We start from the raw sequence: 16,380 nt of genomic DNA, 5'->3' as shown, positions 1-16,380 counted from the left end.
ATAGCTATAGCAAACTTTGAATAAAAATTTTTTCTAATTTTAATTCTTTTCTGAAGACGGTAGTTTGATTTTTTATTTTACATTCATATTAGGTAACGGTAACATTTTTTTATAAATTATAAAAATACTATATATATCACTATTATACAGCAACCTGGGGTCGATGTATATTCCCCGAATCAAATTCAGGGGCTTTACACATCACGTCTGTTGACAGGCGAGGATTCTTGGGCTAATCACCGCCCTTTGAGGATTCCTCCCTACTAAGGTCTTACACGATTATGTCTAATCCGTTCGCGCAGCGTCTCCGTAGGAGATACATACTAGAATATCAAGTGCTATCTAGTTACCCTTTTTACCCTTTTAATGGATTACTCCTCAAGCGTTTACCTATTCCAAGGTACGTTCCCGTATGCCCTACGGTACGTGGATTACTCCAAATTGTTTTCTGAAAATCATTCAGCCTTGTTGAAGACTGACTGCGCTGTTTTAAGAGTTTTCGCTGCTCGTGGTCTTTATTGTTTTCTAGACTTTCGTGTGGCACTGTTTCAGCCATATTTGTCGGACACGTTCTAGCGGCTTTTCAGCCTGAAACCATTTATATTTTACCAAAATTCGCCCTACAAGGGCGAGGCTTTAAACCCAATTTTTCGGTAAAGTGTCAAGACCTTTGCCATTGGCAGTAAACTGTATATCTACATGAAGAGCGGCTAGATCAGTCGTGTCAGCTTGTGGACTGGTGAGGCAGGCTCCCCATGAGCGCAGGTCAAACCCCGAAGGATTAGCGCCGACGCTTCCAGGTTTTTCCCACAGAGTACCAGGAAGAAAATGTGATATTTTGTTAGCATTTTTGGATTGGCGCTCATCCATATAATATGGAATTTTAAAACATCCCTTGTGGGTACCTCCCATCTCCAGCCAAAAAACATTAACCCACAGAAGCGTTAAATTGCTTCTTGTGCGTCATTGGAGCCAAACATACCGGAAATATAGAGACGAAGCATGAAAGTTACCCAGGAAAAACTTCCCGCCAGCCAAATTGGCTTGGAAATCGAGATTACGCCAGAAATTACCAAGCAAACTTACGAACAGGTAATTAAAAATTTAGCTAGTACTACCAATATTCCTGGGTTTCGTAAAGGCAAGGTGCCTCGGCAGATATTGCTCCAGCGCCTAGGCGTAACTCGTATCAAAGCAGCAGCATTGGAAGAACTGGTTCAAGATGGTGTCGAGCAAGCACTCAAACAAGAAGAAATTCCGGCAATTGGTCAGCCACAATTGCGGACTTCGTTTGAGGAATTGATTAATAATTATGAACCTGGAAAACCTCTAACTTTTTCTGCGGCCGTAGATGTAGAACCAGAAGTTAATCTGGTACAGTACACCGACTTACAAGCCAAAGCCGAAGAAATCAAGCATGATTCCAGTCGAGTCGAAGAAGTCCTGCAAAAAGAACGAGAAGAATTAGCCACATTGATTCCCGTAGAAGGACGTGCAGCCCAAATTGGTGATGTCGCCGTAGTTGATTTTAAAGGTGTACTGGCTAAAGGCGAAGGCGAAGATGAAACAGCCGAACCCACCCCAATTCCGGGAGCCGAAGCCACCGATTTTCAACTAGAGTTGCAAGAAGATAAATTTATTCCTGGCTTTGTTTCTGGCATGATAGGCATGAATCCTGGAGAAACCAGAGAAGTTTCTGCTCAGTTCCCAGATCCTTATGCTGACGAAGAATTGGCAGGGAAACCGGCAGTTTTTACGGTGACACTACACGAATTAAAAGAAAAAGAACTCCCAGAGTTGAATGATGACTTTGCTCAGGAAGTCAGTGACTTTGATACATTGGCTGAATTACGGGCGTCTTTAGAAGAGCGATATCAAAAAGAAGCCGAGGAAAAAACCAAATCAAACCAGCAGGAAGCATTGTTAGGCGAACTGCTGAAGTACGTAGAAGTTGACTTGCCAGAAACGCTAATCGATCAAGAAATTGATGCCATGCTGACGCAAACAGCAATGCGACTGTCTCAGCAGGGATTAGATGTGAGAAAGTTGTTTACCCAAGATATTATTCCGCAATTACGCGAGCGATCGCGCGATGAGGCCATTGAACGCCTCAAACGTTCTTTGGGATTACGGGAAGTCGGTAAACGTGAGTCCATCGAATTGACACCTGACGAAATTGAAGCCAGAGTCAAGGAACTCTTGGAACAGTATGCAGACCAAGACATTGACCCAGTAAGAGTGCGTTCAGTGGTAGAAAACGAACTGTTAACTGAAAAAATCGTCGATTGGCTGCTCGCACATTCAACCGTCGAACTTGTTCCTGAAGGCTCTTTAAGCCCCGCAGAAGAGGAAACAGCAGCAGAATCAGCAACAACTGAGCCTCAGACTGAGGAAGTAAGCGCCGAAACTAATACTTGATTCAGGCTGAGTTATGGAAGTTGTCTCCCAGGAAAACCCCCGCAGTGGCTCTTCTTAGCAACTTCTCGCTGAGTAAAACTTTTTCCTACTCAGCACTCAGCACTGACTGGAAGTGCAAGATGTAAAGAATCTGCAACAAAAAGTGCCATGTGCGATCGCCTTAGCTGGATGCGGCTTTACACGAGAGCAATATAGATGAGGCATAATGGTTAACACATGGCTCAAATTAAATTGCATCCGTTAAGCAGGCAGCCATCAACGCTGCCAAACCTGTCCTAAATTATTGTCAAATGTTCTTATATGCTTTTATCGCAGTCGGGAAATGACCCCATTAGCAGTGTTAGTCAAATAAAAATACACTCCCACTTGAGCGGCCCTACTAATATTGTGCCTATGGTGGTAGAACAGTCAGGAATGGGAGAAAGAGCTTTTGACATCTACTCCCGCTTGTTGAGAGAGCGGATTATATTTTTAGGCACTCCCATAGACGATGCTGTGGCCAATTCAATTGTGGCTCAATTGCTCTTTCTAGATGCCGAAGATCCAGAAAAGGACATCCAGCTGTACATTAATTCTCCTGGTGGCTCCGTCTACGCAGGCATGGCAATCTATGATACAATACAACAAATCCGTCCCGATGTTGTTACTATATGTTTTGGATTAGCCGCCAGCATGGGGGCATTCCTACTGGCAGCAGGCTCTGCTGGCAAACGTATGTCTCTACCAGACTCCCGGATCATGATCCACCAACCATTGGGGGGCGCTCAAGGTCAAGCGATTGACATTGAGATTCAGGCAAGAGAAATTCTTTACGTTAAGGCTAAACTGAATCAGTTACTGGCTCATCATACTGGTCAAGGTTTAGAAAGACTTGAGGCAGATACTGAACGCGACTTTTTTATGTCGGCAGAAGAGGCGAAAAATTACGGTTTGATTGATCAAGTCATCTCCAGACAAAATCTTCCCACCGCTGGGGAAAACGTCACCATTCTGAAATAAGAGGCTGGTATGTCTAAGTACGACTCCCATTTAAAATGTTCGTTTTGTGGCAAGTCTCAAGAGCAGGTGCGTAAATTAATCGCAGGGCCGGGAGTCTACATCTGCGATGAATGCGTTGACTTGTGTAATGAAATACTGGATGAGGAGTTACTCGACACAAACAGTGCCGCGTCTCCACCAGCGCCAAGGTCAGAACCACCTCAAAAACGCCGTACCCGCTCTTCCAGTCTCTCATTTAATCAAATTCCCAAACCTAGAGAGATTAAAAACTATCTAGACGAACACGTTATTGGTCAAGACGAAGCCAAAAAAGTGTTGTCAGTTGCAGTTTATAACCATTACAAGCGGCTGGCGGTTCTGCAATCTAAAGGCAGTGGTAAAAATGCCGCAGACGATGCAGTAGAACTGCAAAAGTCTAATATCCTGTTAATTGGCCCTACTGGTTGCGGTAAAACTCTTTTGGCACAAACCCTGGCAACAATCTTGGATGTACCCTTTGCTGTAGCTGATGCCACGACACTAACAGAAGCAGGGTATGTAGGGGAAGATGTCGAAAATATTTTGCTGCGACTGTTGCAAGTGGCAGATTTGGATGTAGAAGAAGCCCAACGAGGGATTATCTACATTGACGAAATTGACAAAGTTGCCCGCAAAAGTGAGAACCCTTCGATTACACGCGATGTTTCTGGTGAAGGCGTGCAACAAGCTTTGTTGAAAATGTTAGAAGGGACAATCGCCAATGTCCCGCCCCAGGGAGGACGTAAACATCCTTATCAAGACTGCATCCAAATTGATACCAGTAATATTCTGTTTGTCTGTGGCGGTGCTTTCGTCGGTTTAGAGAAGGTCGTAGAGCAGAGATCAGGCAAAAAGTCAATGGGGTTTGTACAACCAGGAGAAACTCCCTCCAAAGAAAAGCGGACTGCTGATACTCTCCGTCATCTAGAACCAGATGATTTAGTAAAATTTGGCATGATTCCCGAATTTATCGGACGTGTGCCAATGGTAGCAGTGGTAGATCCGTTGGATGAAGAAGCCCTGATGGCGATTTTGACTGAACCACGCAGTGCCTTGGTAAAACAATACCAAAAGCTGCTGAAGATGGATAATGTCCAATTAGACTTTAAACCAGATGCTTTGCGGGCGATCGCTCAAGAAGCCTACCGCCGGAAAACTGGTGCTAGGGCGCTACGGGGCATTGTCGAAGAACTAATGCTCGATGTCATGTATGAGTTACCATCTCGTAAGGATGTAACCTGCTGCACAGTCACCCGAGAAATGGTCGAGAAGCGCTCAACTGCTGAACTGATAGTACACCCATCTTCTCTACCGAAGCCTGAATCGGCTTAATAGTCATTAGTCATTTTTGACTTATACGACTATCAAATTTATCCTCCCCTTGCTAACCACAACATTTGATTTTTATATTTTTCCGTCCCTTAGAGTTATCAGGGTCGTCTAAACCAAAAATCATCAGTGACTAACTTGTGGTTTAATTGCAAAAACATTAAACTTTTGCAATTTAATTTTTGAAACATGGCTTATATTAATGTTCGTGGCGTAGAACACTATTATGAATGGGTGAAAAAACCATCTGCATCTGGGGTAAAACCAGTCATGGTATTTATTCATGGTTGGGCTGGTTCAGCTAGGTACTGGAAAAGTACAGCTGATGCTTTAGTAGATGAGTTTGATTGTTTACTATATGATTTACGGGGATTTGGGCGCTCTCAGGGAAAACCTACCATCACCCAAGCCAGTGAATCTGTAGTTGAGTCTGAGTCAACACCAGAAAAATCAGCAGCTATTCAACAGCTAACCTATGAACTAGAAGAGTATGCTGAAGATTTGGCAACTTTGCTAGATGAGTTGCATCTCCGACGCGTTTATATTAACGCTCATTCAATGGGTGCATCTATCGCTACATTATTTATCAACCGCTATCCCCAAAGAGTGGAACGGGGAATTTTGACTTGTAGCGGTGTTTTTGAGTATGACGAAAAAGCTTTTAGTGCTTTTCACAAATTTGGTGGCTACGTAGTTAAATTTCGTCCCAAGTGGTTAGATAAAATACCATTTGTTGACCGGATGTTTATGGCGAGATTTTTACATAGCCCTATACCCAAGACTGAACGTCAGGAATTTTTACGAGATTTTCTCGAAGCCGATTATGATGCAGCCTTAGGTACTATTTTTACTTCAGTCAGTAAGGCACAATCGGAATTAATGCCACAAGAGTTTGCCAAACTGAAAGTACCGATTTTGTTAGTGGCTGGGGAGTATGACCAAATTATTCCGGCTGAGATGGGGCGGCTAGCAGCAGCACAAAGTAACAAAGTTGAATTTGCCATGATTCCTCATACAGCGCATTTTCCCATGTTGGAAGATGCACCAACTTACTTGCGACGGGTGCGAGAGTTTTTGCACATTCCCACACCAGAAGTACAGGTGGGTTAACTTAGTCCGAAAGGTTCGCCATAGCTTTCATTAAAATAAACTTGATCAAGAGGAAAACGTCCGCCATATTGCTTGGCTGGTTCATCAGCATAACCAAGTGCTAGCAGACAACAAACATCCACTTCCTTGGGAATTTGGAATGCTTCCTTGACTTGATTGCTGACAAATCCTTCCATTGGACAGCTATCCACACCAAAGCTTTTCGCCACAATCATCATATAAGCTACCGCTAACATCGTGTGACGGTTAGTCCAAGTTTCCATTGAGGCAAAGTTGGGATGATTAGTAAAAAATTCGGGGATGCTAGAACGCATATAATTGGCGAAGTTATCGGTCATCATCCCATTCTCTTCCCCTAGATGGATGACAGCATCAATATTATCCACATTATCGGCACGGCGATCGCCACAACAAATTAACACAACTGGCGCTTCTCCTACTTGGCGCTGGTTAAAAGCACATTCTTGGAGTTTATCTTTATTTTTTTGCTCCTTGACCACAATAAATCGCCAAGGCTGGAGATTAAAGCCTGATGGTGCTTGTATTCCTAACTCAAGTATTTCTTGCAAAATTGCCGGGGGAATCACGTCGCTTTTAAAAGACCTAGCTGCACGGCGCTGCTTGATTGCTTCTACTAAACCGACATAAGGTTGCATTTCTACAAACATAATTCTGAGTTATTCATTAAAGGTGTGGCCTATACCATCTTCCTCCTATCTAAATTCTTTCTCTTCTACCTATGGGTCAACTCAAGCCTAGTTCGCGTTTTAACAAGTTAATTGAGCTAGTACCAATGTAATTTTCTACTTTAATCAGTTTAGGTGGACGAATAATGTCGTCTAAAGATGCTTGGACAGCCGCTTGGACAGCCGGAAAACTAGCTTGGTCACTGATTATGACTTCAGCCCGCTTGACGATCGCTTGCAGTTTGTAAGCATCTTTGGGTTGGGAAGTCATCACCAATAGTTCATCTCCTCGCAAACCATGAAGAATGACTTCTGCGGCCCGAGCAATTCCCGAACTCAGGCTGACTATACCTACACAATTTTCCTTGGGTAAGGTTTTGAGCAGATTCAGTTCTTTGGTGTAGTCGTAAATATCCAGAGGAATCACACGTACAGCTTTCGGGGCGGCGATCGCTTCCACATCACCGATAAAATACCGACTTGTGACTACTGTTGCTGAGTTAGTTTTATCTAGTACAGCGGTTAGTTCTTCCATCGCTACCAACTGTACTGGTATTTTTAAAGCCAGTTCCAACTCATACACCATCAATTCCCCAGCACCAATGTCATGAGTGGGTACTGCAACCAGCACTTGGGCGCTACAACGCAAACGCCAATCAATTTCTGCTAAAAATAGCTCTCGCGCTTGATTGAGCGAGTAACCTTGAGACAGCATCTCATCTAGGGCTTGCTGCACCAGTTTATATGCGTCTTCAGGATGTTGTTTTTTAACAATGGGGGATTGTAGCCTGCTACCGCCTTCATGACCCTGGGCGCGCACGTAAATTCCCGAACCAGCTAGACTTTCCACAAACCCGTCTTCTTCCAACTGGCGGTAAACTTTGCTGATGGTATTACGGTGTAACCCAGTTTGCATAGCTAGCGCTCTTGTGCTTGGCAACTTGTAACTAGGTGGATATTGCCGAGAAGCGATCGCAAACCGAATTTGATTAAACAGCTGGGTTGATGCGGGAATTTCACTGTCTGGCTGAATACGGAATTGAATCATCACTAAACCTCTTGAATACTAATAAGAGCAAGTGACTAGTACAGCACGGCATAAATAGGCATACCATTTAAAATCGTCAAACAGCCTGTTTGATAAGCCTTTTGACTTTTGACTTTTGACTTTTGACTTCCGCCTTGCGGTGCTAGGTGCATTGATTACGTGTCAAATATTTGATTTACACAGGGAATTTTGGGGGAGAAATTTCTGATGCACGCACTTTTGCTAATTGATAACTTTTGACTAGTAATAGCCTAGAGATACTGGCATAGTTATATCAAATAATCACATATCTAATGACACAGCACTGGTAAAAGTTTTTATGACAGAGCAAGTAATAAATACCACAACGGTTGAACTTTCGCAAGATAATTTCCAAGTATCGGCTTACTTAGCACAGCCCCAAGCATCTGGCTCTTACCCAGGAATTGTAGTTTTACAAGAGATTTTTGGTGTTAACATTCACATTCGTGAAGTTACAGAACGAATTGCTAAACAAGGATATGTGGCCATCGCCCCGGCACTTTTTCAGCGTCAAGCCCCTGGTTTTGAAACAGGTTACACTCCCGAAGATATTGAAATTGGCAGAAAATATGCTTGGTCGCAAACTAAAGCATCAGAGTTATTGAGTGATATTCAATCAGCCATCGACTATCTCAAGTCTCTACCCCAGGTGAAACCAGATAGCTTTGGCTGTATTGGTTTTTGTTTTGGAGGTCATGTAGCATATTTAGCTGCCACCTTACCAGATATAAAAGCTACTGCTGCCTTCTACGGTGCTGGCATTACTACCCGCACACCAGGGGGTGGCGCGCCTACAATTACCCGTACCCCAGAAATCAAAGGCACAGTGTATGCTTTTTTTGGCAAGGAAGATGCCAGTATTCCCCCAGAACAAGTGGATGAGATAGCCGCAGAGTTAGAAAAATATAAAATTCCCCATCAAGTGTTTCGCTACGATGGAGCTGACCACGGATTTTTTTGTGACCATCGCGCCAGCTATAATCCTAAAGCCGCAGCTGATGCTTGGGAGCAGGTCAAGCAACTGTTTGACACTGTGTTGAGGACTTAAATCGCAATGGGCGTTATGCCAGCTATTTTGGTCTTTTCTACCAGCCAAATCCTCATGCCATAATTAACAAGCATATTCAACTAACACTCCCAATAGATCGGACTTTGTTAGGCGTTTAGTAAAACTCCAGTGGCATCCAATCAAATAACTATTTATCTTCAATCGTCATGAACTCCGAATCGAAACTTTCTCAACCAGCCAATTCGTCTTTTACAATGGACGATTTTGCCAAAGCACTAGAAACCCACGACTACCAGTTTCAGAAGGGACAAGTCGTACATGGCAAAGTGTTTCAACTTGACCATGATGGAGCTTACGTTGATATTGGTGGCAAATCATCCGCTTTTCTCCCCCGCGAAGAGGCTTCTTTGAGAGCAGTTATCGATTTAGCGGAAGTGTTGCCGTTGCAAGAAGAATTGAAGTTTTTGATTATCCGCGATCAAGATGCAGAAGGTCAAGTTACCCTTTCTCGCAAACAGTTAGAAATTCAGCAAATTTGGGAAAAATTGGCGCAAATGCAAGAAGGCGGCCAAACGGTGCAAGTCAGAGTCATGGGTGTAAATAAAGGTGGTGTCACTGTTGATTTGCTGGGTTTAAGGGGATTTATTCCGCGATCGCACTTAGCAGAGCGTGATAACTTAGAAGCACTAAAAGGTCATACCCTCACTGTGGGTTTTTTAGAAATTAACCGCAACACCAATAAACTCATTCTTTCCCAGCGCTTGGCGACTCGTTCTAGCAGTTTCAGCTTGTTAGAACTAGGTCAATTAGTAGAAGGTAAAGTGACTGGTATCAAACCATTTGGAGTATTTGTAGATTTAGATGGTCTCAGCGCCTTACTACACATTAAGCAAGTCAGCCAAAAATTCATTGAATCTCTAGAAAAAGTCTTTCAAGTCGGTCAAACAATTAAAGCTGTAATTATTGACTTGGATGAAGGTAAAGGTCGGGTTGCTATTTCTACTAGAATTTTGGAAAACTTCCCTGGTGAATTACTAGAGAATTTTGATGAAGTTATGGCTTCAGCCGAGGCGCGCGCTCATCGAGCTAGTAATAAAACGGGTGAGTGAAACTAATCCTCTAAGTAAGTAGGCGGGAATAAATCAAACTACGTTAAGCAATGTAAAATTGTTGTAATTCAGTTCGTAGTCAGCAAATATAGCCTTTAGTCGAGGACTAAAGTCCTCACTACAAACCTTTAAATGCAAAATTGAGAGAATTACTCATTCACAATCCGTAATATCGCGCTGCGGTGGGCGTTTGTAAGTAAACGTGAAACTATCACCACTAGCAATCACTCGCCGCATCTCATCATACAGAGGATAACTGCCCACACCACTCAGATTTGCCCAACCTCGCGCTCTCGTTAAAGCCACAAACAACTGATTGCGGCAATTTACATTATTTTCATGACGAGCCACATAATCGCAACCAACCACATAAACCATATCAGCCTCTTGTCCTTTGGCACGATTGACGCGGGATATTGTGACTCCTCCCTCATGCCAAAATTTATCTGGGTCATGTTTAGGCCATTGGGGGGTTAAATCATTTAACTTCATCGCCGTAGGGATATAAACATCAATATCCTGTGCCATTAAGAAACCAGCCACATAGGTTTCTAATTCCATCGCCTCGTAAGTGGGGCCTAAAATGATCACTAAAATATCACGACTGGGATTAAGTCCATCGTGGACAATATTATGCATAATGTTCTCAGCCAGAGCCATCATTTCTTCTGGACGAGAACTATAAGTGTCAAACTCTAATACAGGTTCTCCCCACATTTCTGGAATGGGATTTGGTGAATATTCTGGCGGTCGATGGATAGTTAATGGCTGACCAATACGTCGGAAATCGCCCTCGACTTCGTAACCAATTTTCTGCCAATCATCTTTGTTAGTTAAACCTGTCAGCATTCCTTGAGGACGGAGTAAACCCATGCCAATTGCATGGGCAGCCGTAAGAATTGGCCCTGGTGTACGATAGCAGTGGCGCATAATCTCAGACCTTTTAATGCCGCCTTTGTAGCTACCACTAACAGCTTTACGAAAATTTGCTTCAGCACCAAACAACTCCCATACTGTGGGAATTTTCAGGTTATCTAAACTTTGAGATTCATCATAAGCCCAAATCAAACGCCGTTGCTCTGGATGTTCAGCATCCACAGGTCGCAAGGCTTGATAAGCTAACCAATATATGGCTTGTTTATCTTGATATTTTAAATCGTCTTCGGCTACCAAATCTTGACCTTCATCAATCAAGATGGCATCAAACATCGGTTCAATCTTAATTTCTTCTTGTAGCCGTTTACTTAAGTCTATTAAACTGCGATTTGGCTGTTTCTCCCTTGTATTTTGTGGCGTTTTAGATTTTTTGCCGTGGTACTCGCAAATTGTACTGTAAAAACCGGGTTGTTCCTTGGCTCCCCAAGCATGAAGTACGCGCAATTTCTGATTATTCATGGGGTCGTACTGCAACTCACCGCAACTAAAACGGCGTATCCACTGATCTAATAACCCAATCATTAAATCGTAGAGCGATCGCGTGAAAAAAACCAAGGCAATATCCCAATCTGGGTGCTTGAGATGCATATGTGCGGCTTTTTGACACAGCAGCACAGTTTTACCTGAACCTGCAATCCCACGAATACGCTGGAAACCAGGGGGAATTTGTTTACCAATATGTTCTTGCTGTAAATCGATTTCGTATAATTTATTTCGCAAACTATCGATGACACTAGAACGGGTTTTGCCGGTGGTGGAAACTCGGTGGCGCGGATTTTTGCGAAGTACAGGTGTTCCACCAATCACAGAAAGTAGCAATTCCCAGTCTTTATCTTCTAAATTTTCTCCGGGAACTACAACCGCAGATTGTTGAATGCGTTCCACCAAGTTAACTTTATCTAACTGGTCTTGAAAAATCATTGATGGGCTTGGTGATTGCTCAAAACCTTTTTGCTGCCATTGTTCTTGGGTAATCAGAGGTAATGCAACTATTGCCCTACCATTGACTTTACGCCAAATTGCCGGCTCGCGATCGCTATATGCTATTAATGCTCTTAGCTGATTTTCTGCTTGCTGGCAAAAATTAAATTCTGTAGTTTCAGAGTTTTGTAATTGCCACTTTCCACCATCGACAGCAACAATTTGATCAATGGTAACAGTTTGAATTTCGATGACAACTAAACCCAATTCTCGATCAACAATCAAGATATCTGGCTCTTTGCGAGTTTCCCCCACCTGCGAGAAAATCGGATAGCGCCAATAGCCGATACAGTTCCTCTCAGCAAAAGCGCTGCGAACAACATCCCATAGTTTTTGCTCAATCTCATCACTAGCTTTTAGCGGTTCTGTGGTGATGAATTTGCTACCCTGTGCTTCGTTCCCAACAGCCATTTACTACCCGCCTCAAATGGTTATTGCTGCCAAGCTAGCATTGACTAAACGCTGCACACCAGTGCAGATACACTGATGCGGTATTTAACTAGATAGATAAAGTTCTAATTAATTGCGTCACCAAGATAAACACTGGTGCGATATACCATATAAACAAAGCCTTGCTGATTATGCAACTGCTGATATAAATCTTGTAAGTCGGTGATAACTTGATTGTATGCTGCACCTTCATGCGGTACATAAGAAGAACTCATCGCCCTACCAATCAGTCCAGCTAAATCTAACTCGTGGCGATAAGTAAAGGTATATTCACGAATATTAATAAAATGAGAAGTTACTAATAGTGGTTCTACCGATTGCATCCGTGATTCTGCTGGATGATTGTTAGACGCTGCACGCACTATGCGGCTATACTCCGCCGTCAACTCATCATCTTTATCACGGTTATTCCACACCACAGCTAACCGTCCTGATGGTTTTAAAATGCGGTGAAACTCCCATAAACTAGGTTCTGGGTTAAACCAGTGAAAAGCTTGAAAACAGGTAACTAAATCAACAGATTTATCAGGTAATTTTGTTGCTTCTGCTGTTCCATCCCGCCACTCTACCAAAGGATGTATTTTAGCAGCTTCTCTCATAGCTGTATTTGGTTCAGTAGCAATAATATTAACTCCACGTTCAGCCAATAATCGTGAAGAAATTCCTGTACCAGCACCAATATCTGCGGCTTTGAGTTGCGAGGTAGGAGATAAGCCTTCTAGGATAATATCAATAGCTGCATCGGGATAACTAGGACGATGTTTTACATAATTTTCGGCTCTATCAGAAAATCGATTCAGTGGATTTAGAGTATGTAGAGGTGTTTTATCAGTGTGGATTTCGCTCATATTTCACAGTTTAATTAATTCTCGTTCTGTTATTTTCAACATATAACTAAATCAGTATTTTCAGAATTAATCTGTAGAGACGTTGTATATAAAGCCTCTCATATCACAACTATTTTATGTATAAACTTGCTAATATACTATTTCTTTCTAACCAAGCTGCTAAATTAGCTATTTCAGAAAAATCAAATAATGCTTCTCCTAAATCTTCTAATTCATCAGCCGATAAATCTCTTATCTGTGTCATTAATGAATCATTAACTTCACCAAAACGTTTTTTAATCTGGCGATTAACTATTTTTAACGCTTCTTTTTGCACAATATCTTGATAAATGACTGACTCTTTCATGATATCCTCCCGTAAAAGTTTTCTTTAAAAAGATATTGACCTTGCGGGAAGCAGCTGACACATCTAAGATTATTAATTATTCTTATCTGAAACTATATTGATATAAAATTAGTGTGAATACTGATTACTGTATAAAATAATTTGGCTATTTTAAGTAGTGACAGGAGAATAAATATGGATATTTCACAGTTTCAACCTATTATTGAAAATCTTCTCAATCAAAGTTTGGCTCCAAATAATATTGAGCAAGTCAAGCATATATTACAAATGATCATTAAGGGTGTAGATGTACTTGGTAAGGTACTCAAAATTACAGATTTTATTATTGCAAATTACCCAGAATTTATTTTATTAGCAAAGCAGTTACTAGATTTGATTATTGCAGGAGCTTCTATTCATGACATAGCATTACTTCTATTAAAATTTGCTATTTCTCATGAAATATCTATAGATATTGTTATTCGCTTCTTACAAATGATAGGAGGAATAGTGGGTATTTTATAAAAAGATACTTTTGCCGCAAAGTAATTTAATAATTATAATTCACTTAATGTAGACATACTCAATTACATAGTTTATCTTACAATTTATCTAAAATCATGAAGCAATATCTACTAAATACTATCAATGAAACAACTTATAAAACTATTGATATTCTTACGCAAATAAAGAATAAATCAATCAATAGTGTTGGCGAAACAGTAGAACAAGCTAAACAATCTCTGAATCAAACTTTAGGTGATACAGCAAATAACGTCAATCAAATTACTAATAAAGCTGTAGGCGCAATCTCTGAAACTGCAAAGCAAGCAGAAAATTCATTTATAGATAAAAGTCATCAATTGGTAACTTCTGTAGAGGATAATTTTCAAAAAGTAGAGCAATTTAGTACTACTATTCCAACTGAAATTGAACAGGTTATTAATTCTTTAATAAATAATCAACTGGTTCATATCAAGTCTTGGATTGATGTTCATCCGATGATTTCTTGGATACTAAAATTTTCCGTCTGGAGCATTAATCATCCTCTTTTTGGTTTTATAACTATTTTGCTGATACTTTTTAGTATTTGGCAATTATTTAAAGTTTTCAACCGACTTATAGAGAAAGGTTTATTAGCTACATTAACAGTACCCTTCAAATTAGTTGCATCATTACTTAAGTTGAGTATTAAACCTTTAACTTTTTTAAGCAGTAATTCTCAAGACACATTGAAGCTGGAGACTAAGCAAGACCGACTGAATAAACTTGTAAGCAGGCTGGAAATTCTTAAGCAAGAACAGAATGATATTCTACAAGAAATTTCAACTATAGTTTCAGCTAACAAATTAAGTTAATCTACAAAAAACAGCCGCCTCTATATAAGAAGCAGCTGTTTAAAATTATTTGACTGATTACAGAATATTAGTAATCGAAGTCACCGCCACCCATACCGCCAGCAGCAGGAGCAGCATCTTTGGGTTCAGGCTTGTCAACAATGATACATTCGGTTGTCAACACCATCCCAGCGATGGAAGCAGCATTTTGCAGTGCAGAACGAGTCACTTTGGCAGGATCAACAATACCAGCAGCCAATAAATCGACAAATTCGTTGGTTGCAGCGTTGTAGCCAATGTTGAAATCTTTCTCTTTTACACGTTCGGCGATTACAGCACCATTCTGACCAGCGTTTTCAGCAATCCGCTTCAGAGGCGCAGGCAAAGCCCGAACTACAATCAAAGCACCAATCAACTCTTCATCTTTGAGATTGGCTTTTGCCCAAGTTTCTAACTCAGGAGCAAGGTGAGCGAGAGTTGTACCACCGCCGGGAACAATACCTTCTTCCACAGCAGCTTTGGTGGCATTGATAGCATCTTCTAGGCGCAGCTTTTTATCTTTCATTTCGGTTTCAGTGGCTGCACCCACTTTCACCACAGCTACACCACCAGAGAGTTTAGCAAGGCGTTCTTGCAACTTCTCTTTGTCGTAAGAAGATTCGGTTTCATCCATCTGACGACGGATTTGTTCGCAACGAGCTTTCACAGGAGCTTCGTTACCTTCAGCAACAATTGTGGTGTTGTCTTTGGTAATGGTGATCCGGCGAGCTTTACCTAGGCTTTCCAGCTTGGTATTTTCTAGCTTCAGACCAGCGTCTTCAGTGATTAGTTGACCACCAGTGAGAACGGCGATATCTTCTAGCATTGCTTTACGGCGATCGCCAAAGCCAGGAGCCTTAACAGCCGCAACGTTCAGCACACCCCGTAGGCGGTTAACCACCAAGGTTGCTAAAGCTTCTTTCTCAATATCTTCGGCGATAATCACCAAAGGACGACCAGCACGAGCTACTTGCTCTAGAACTGGTACCAAGTCTTGTACCAAAGCAATTTTTTTATCGGTCAGCAGCAAGAAAGGCTCATCGAAAATCGCTTCCATGCGTTCAGCATCGGTAGCGAAATAAGGAGAGATATAGCCTTTTTCAAAGCGCATCCCTTCGGTGATTTCCAATTCAGTGGTCATAGATTTCCCTTCTTCCAGGGAAATTACGCCTTCTTTGCCCACCTTATCCATTGCTTGGGCAATCATCTGACCGACTTCTTCGTCGTTACCAGCTGAAATAGAACCAACTTGGGCGATCGCTTTGGAATCTTCTACTGGACGAGCGTGTTCAGCAATCTTTCCTACGAGGAAGGTGGCAGCTTTATCAATACCACGCTTCAACGAAATCGCATTAGCGCCAGCAGCAACGTTCCGCAAGCCTTCTTTGACCATAGCGTGAGCCAAAACGGTCGCAGTGGTAGTACCATCGCCCGCAGCGTCATTGGTCTTAGAAGCGGCTTGACGAATCAAAGCCACACCTGTGTTTTCAATGTGGTCTTCTAATTCGATTTCTTTGGCGATGGTTACACCGTCATTGACGATTTGTGGTGCGCCAAATTTCTTTTCCAGAACCACGTTACGACCTTTAGGGCCAAGGGTAACAGCTACAGCCTCAGCCAAGATGTCAATGCCTCGCTCCAGGGCGCGACGAGCGTTTTCGTTGTAAATAATGCGCTTTGCCATAGGTCTATAAAATCAGGGAGTTAAGTCAATTTT

General features: G+C 42.0%; 15 protein-coding genes. 8 read left to right on the top strand and 7 right to left on the bottom strand.

All coding sequences use genetic code 11. From position 1 onward, the window contains the following. Positions 1-636: 636 nt before the first annotated feature. Positions 637-870, bottom strand: coding sequence for a hypothetical protein (locus tag ACM0OS_RS12535; protein WP_414543519.1), 234 nt, complete (start codon positions 868-870; stop codon positions 637-639). Between the two features lie 132 nt (positions 871-1,002). Here ACM0OS_RS12535 and tig point away from each other — a divergent pair, with 132 nt between their 5' ends. From tig to ACM0OS_RS12515, 4 genes are all read left to right on the top strand, one after another. Further along, positions 1,003-2,418 carry a trigger factor gene (gene tig, locus ACM0OS_RS12530; protein ID WP_414543518.1) on the top strand — a complete coding sequence of 472 codons (1,416 nt, stop codon included), beginning with the start codon at positions 1,003-1,005 and terminating at the stop codon, positions 2,416-2,418. 300 nt (positions 2,419-2,718) lie between these two features. Then, the gene (clpP, locus tag ACM0OS_RS12525) at positions 2,719-3,417 is read left to right on the top strand and encodes an ATP-dependent Clp endopeptidase proteolytic subunit ClpP (RefSeq protein WP_414543517.1); all 699 of its coding nucleotides are present in this window, start codon (positions 2,719-2,721) and stop codon (positions 3,415-3,417) included. A gap of 9 nt (positions 3,418-3,426) precedes the next feature. Then, on the top strand, positions 3,427-4,767 hold the full coding sequence (gene clpX, locus ACM0OS_RS12520) for an ATP-dependent protease ATP-binding subunit ClpX (protein ID WP_414543516.1): 1,341 nt from the start codon (positions 3,427-3,429) through the stop codon (positions 4,765-4,767). Positions 4,768-4,953: 186 nt separating this feature from the next. After that, entirely contained in the window at positions 4,954-5,874 is a 921-nt protein-coding gene (locus ACM0OS_RS12515; protein ID WP_414543515.1) for an alpha/beta fold hydrolase, read from the top strand. Here ACM0OS_RS12515 and ACM0OS_RS12510 read toward each other — a convergent pair. Both ACM0OS_RS12510 and ACM0OS_RS12505 read right to left on the bottom strand, forming a co-directional pair. Further along, a complete protein-coding gene (locus ACM0OS_RS12510; protein ID WP_414543514.1) occupies positions 5,871-6,542 on the bottom strand; it encodes a nitroreductase family protein in 672 nt (223 codons plus the stop codon). The two genes, ACM0OS_RS12515 and ACM0OS_RS12510, sit on opposite strands and share 4 nt — an antisense overlap. Before the next feature lie 76 nt (positions 6,543-6,618). Continuing rightward, positions 6,619-7,608, bottom strand: coding sequence for a GntR family transcriptional regulator (locus tag ACM0OS_RS12505; RefSeq protein ID WP_414543513.1), 990 nt, complete (start codon positions 7,606-7,608; stop codon positions 6,619-6,621). 319 nt (positions 7,609-7,927) lie between these two features. Between ACM0OS_RS12505 and ACM0OS_RS12500 the strand changes: the two genes are divergently transcribed. Next, positions 7,928-8,677, top strand: a complete 750-nt coding sequence (locus ACM0OS_RS12500) for a dienelactone hydrolase family protein (protein WP_414543512.1) — start codon at positions 7,928-7,930, stop codon at positions 8,675-8,677. Between the two features lie 167 nt (positions 8,678-8,844). After that, the gene (locus ACM0OS_RS12495; protein ID WP_414543511.1) at positions 8,845-9,747 is read left to right on the top strand and encodes a S1 RNA-binding domain-containing protein; all 903 of its coding nucleotides are present in this window, start codon (positions 8,845-8,847) and stop codon (positions 9,745-9,747) included. 153 nt (positions 9,748-9,900) lie between these two features. Here the strand turns inward: ACM0OS_RS12495 and ACM0OS_RS12490 are convergent, their stop codons facing one another. From ACM0OS_RS12490 to ACM0OS_RS12480, 3 genes are all read right to left on the bottom strand, one after another. Then, a complete protein-coding gene (locus ACM0OS_RS12490) occupies positions 9,901-12,075 on the bottom strand; it encodes a DEAD/DEAH box helicase (protein WP_414543510.1) in 2,175 nt (724 codons plus the stop codon). A gap of 104 nt (positions 12,076-12,179) precedes the next feature. After that, positions 12,180-12,962 (bottom strand): class I SAM-dependent methyltransferase, encoded by a 783-nt coding sequence (locus ACM0OS_RS12485; RefSeq protein ID WP_414543509.1) that lies wholly within the window; start codon positions 12,960-12,962, stop codon positions 12,180-12,182. Between the two features lie 109 nt (positions 12,963-13,071). Continuing rightward, complete coding sequence (locus ACM0OS_RS12480; RefSeq protein WP_414543508.1) at positions 13,072-13,308, bottom strand: DUF4351 domain-containing protein; 237 nt, start codon at positions 13,306-13,308, stop codon at positions 13,072-13,074. A 174-nt stretch (positions 13,309-13,482) separates the two neighbouring features. On the opposite strand from ACM0OS_RS12480, the gene ACM0OS_RS12475 reads away from it, so the two are divergent. Continuing rightward, positions 13,483-13,812: a hypothetical protein gene (locus tag ACM0OS_RS12475; RefSeq protein ID WP_414543507.1), complete on the top strand. Its 330-nt coding sequence runs from the start codon at positions 13,483-13,485 to the stop codon at positions 13,810-13,812. A 95-nt stretch (positions 13,813-13,907) separates the two neighbouring features. Beyond that, complete coding sequence (locus ACM0OS_RS12470) at positions 13,908-14,645, top strand: hypothetical protein (protein WP_414543506.1); 738 nt, start codon at positions 13,908-13,910, stop codon at positions 14,643-14,645. Between the two features lie 67 nt (positions 14,646-14,712). On the opposite strand, the gene groL is transcribed toward ACM0OS_RS12470, so the two are convergent. After that, positions 14,713-16,347: a chaperonin GroEL gene (groL, locus tag ACM0OS_RS12465; RefSeq protein ID WP_414543505.1), complete on the bottom strand. Its 1,635-nt coding sequence runs from the start codon at positions 16,345-16,347 to the stop codon at positions 14,713-14,715. Positions 16,348-16,380: the final 33 nt, after the last annotated feature.

Origin of the sequence: Nostoc sp. CCY0012, from assembly GCF_963920855.1 — a bacterium.
In the GTDB taxonomy this organism is placed as follows: domain Bacteria; phylum Cyanobacteriota; class Cyanobacteriia; order Cyanobacteriales; family Nostocaceae; genus Cyanocohniella.
The sequence above is the reverse complement of the archived record's forward strand: the minus strand, read 5'-3'. Positions and strand labels throughout refer to the sequence as shown.

Excerpts from the sequence above, each read along its gene's own strand:
- ACM0OS_RS12535 (WP_414543519.1), bottom strand. The coding sequence starts at position 870 with ATGGATGAGCGCCAATCCAAAAATGCTAACAAAATATCACATTTTCTT.
- tig (WP_414543518.1), top strand. The coding sequence starts at position 1,003 with ATGAAAGTTACCCAGGAAAAACTTCCCGCCAGCCAAATTGGCTTGGAA.
- clpP (WP_414543517.1), top strand. The coding sequence starts at position 2,719 with ATGCTTTTATCGCAGTCGGGAAATGACCCCATTAGCAGTGTTAGTCAA.
- clpX (WP_414543516.1), top strand. The coding sequence starts at position 3,427 with ATGTCTAAGTACGACTCCCATTTAAAATGTTCGTTTTGTGGCAAGTCT.
- ACM0OS_RS12515 (WP_414543515.1), top strand. The coding sequence starts at position 4,954 with ATGGCTTATATTAATGTTCGTGGCGTAGAACACTATTATGAATGGGTG.
- ACM0OS_RS12510 (WP_414543514.1), bottom strand. The coding sequence starts at position 6,542 with ATGTTTGTAGAAATGCAACCTTATGTCGGTTTAGTAGAAGCAATCAAG.
- ACM0OS_RS12505 (WP_414543513.1), bottom strand. The coding sequence starts at position 7,608 with ATGATTCAATTCCGTATTCAGCCAGACAGTGAAATTCCCGCATCAACC.
- ACM0OS_RS12500 (WP_414543512.1), top strand. The coding sequence starts at position 7,928 with ATGACAGAGCAAGTAATAAATACCACAACGGTTGAACTTTCGCAAGAT.
- ACM0OS_RS12495 (WP_414543511.1), top strand. The coding sequence starts at position 8,845 with ATGAACTCCGAATCGAAACTTTCTCAACCAGCCAATTCGTCTTTTACA.
- ACM0OS_RS12490 (WP_414543510.1), bottom strand. The coding sequence starts at position 12,075 with ATGGCTGTTGGGAACGAAGCACAGGGTAGCAAATTCATCACCACAGAA.
- ACM0OS_RS12485 (WP_414543509.1), bottom strand. The coding sequence starts at position 12,962 with ATGAGCGAAATCCACACTGATAAAACACCTCTACATACTCTAAATCCA.
- ACM0OS_RS12480 (WP_414543508.1), bottom strand. The coding sequence starts at position 13,308 with ATGAAAGAGTCAGTCATTTATCAAGATATTGTGCAAAAAGAAGCGTTA.
- ACM0OS_RS12475 (WP_414543507.1), top strand. The coding sequence starts at position 13,483 with ATGGATATTTCACAGTTTCAACCTATTATTGAAAATCTTCTCAATCAA.
- ACM0OS_RS12470 (WP_414543506.1), top strand. The coding sequence starts at position 13,908 with ATGAAGCAATATCTACTAAATACTATCAATGAAACAACTTATAAAACT.
- groL (WP_414543505.1), bottom strand. The coding sequence starts at position 16,347 with ATGGCAAAGCGCATTATTTACAACGAAAACGCTCGTCGCGCCCTGGAG.